The following is a 1,314-nucleotide window of genomic DNA, read 5'->3' as shown; positions in this document are numbered from 1 at the left end:
AGAAACACCAACGTCTTCCCCTCCCCCGCCTGCATATTCCCCACACCCGCATCCCGCGCCACCAACATCGCCATCACCTGAGTCCACCGCAACACCCGATGCTTCGGATCACCCCGCCGAATAATCTCCACCATCGCCGCCGCCGACTCGATCCGATCCGGACTCTCCCGAATCATCCAATCGAAACCCTCCGGCGACACCAAACTCCAATCCGTCGCCGCATGCCGCGCAAGCACCTCATGCGCCTCGCGCAAATACCTCGCCGCCAGATCCGCCCCCTCCGAACCGTCCCCGCCCGACGGCGCTTCCTGCCCGTCAACAGGTTCCGAATCCCGCGATCCCGTCCCCCCACCGGAATCATCGGCGGACTCGGTGTCGAGCCGCGATGGGCCACCGTCTTCGGCTGCCCGTCCGGGCTCCTCGGCGGATACAGACGATTTCGCCGGCGACTCGCCGGACGGCTGCACCGCCGTATCCATCGCGCCGGCGCCGACCGGCGGCTCCGATTTCACCACCGGCGGTTCGGACGCTCCGCCGGACGCGTCGGCCGAAACCGCTCGATCCGGATACCCCAGCGGCTTACCGACCGCATCCGACCTGTTCACCGCCGGCTTCACCGCATCGGGCGGCTTGACCGGCGTGGCTTCGGAACCGGAACGCGCGGGGGCCGACGATTCGGGCGTAGCGGTCACCTTCGCCGCCCCTGCGACGGGCTCACGCACCACTACTTCATCGGCGGCCCCGGGGAGCCGCGGTACAGCCGTGGCCTCCGGTGACTCCGCAGATCTACCCGCACCGACAACCGGGTCGTCGCCATCGGCGGCAGAACGCCCGATATCGGCCTCGGCTTTCCCGGTGCCGGCCGGTTCCTCCGGCAAGCCTCCGGACCTGGCGGGCGCTACCCCACCCTCGTCTCCGGCTCCCGGCACGCGTCCGCCGGAAGCCTCGGATTGCAGCGACCCGGCACGCACATCACGCCCACCCGAGATGTTCACCTCACCGGCCGTCGCGCCCGCCGGTTTACCCGGCTTCGCGACAGAGCCGTCGCCGATATCCACACGCCCACCGGGCGATTCATTGACGACAGTGCCCACCGACGCCGCAGGCTTGTCCGGTTTGACAGCCGAGAGCTCGCCGACCGGTTCCTCCCCGGCCAGCCGCTGCAGCAGACGAGCATGCAATTCTCCCGCCGGCTGCGCAGCCCGGCCTCCGCTGCTGTCGCCGCGAGCGGCCTCGGGATCCGCACCCGGACGCACCGAGTGTCCCGGTTCGATTCCCGCGCCCGCCTCCCGGGCCTCGGCCGCCGGAGAGGAG

At 70.2% G+C, this 1,314-nt stretch carries 1 protein-coding gene; it reads right to left on the bottom strand.

Annotated features, from left to right (window positions below; translation table 11 throughout):
* Positions 1 to 515, bottom strand: a 515-nt coding sequence (locus ON38_RS36275) for a type 1 periplasmic-binding domain-containing protein (protein WP_218000832.1), incomplete at its 3' end; no start/stop codon positions are given.
* Positions 516 to 1,314: the final 799 nt, after the last annotated feature.

Origin of the sequence: Nocardia testacea NBRC 100365 (assembly GCF_000308775.1) — a bacterium.
Taxonomy (GTDB): domain Bacteria; phylum Actinomycetota; class Actinomycetes; order Mycobacteriales; family Mycobacteriaceae; genus Nocardia; species Nocardia testacea.
The sequence above is the reverse complement of the archived record's forward strand: the minus strand, read 5'-3'. Positions and strand labels throughout refer to the sequence as shown.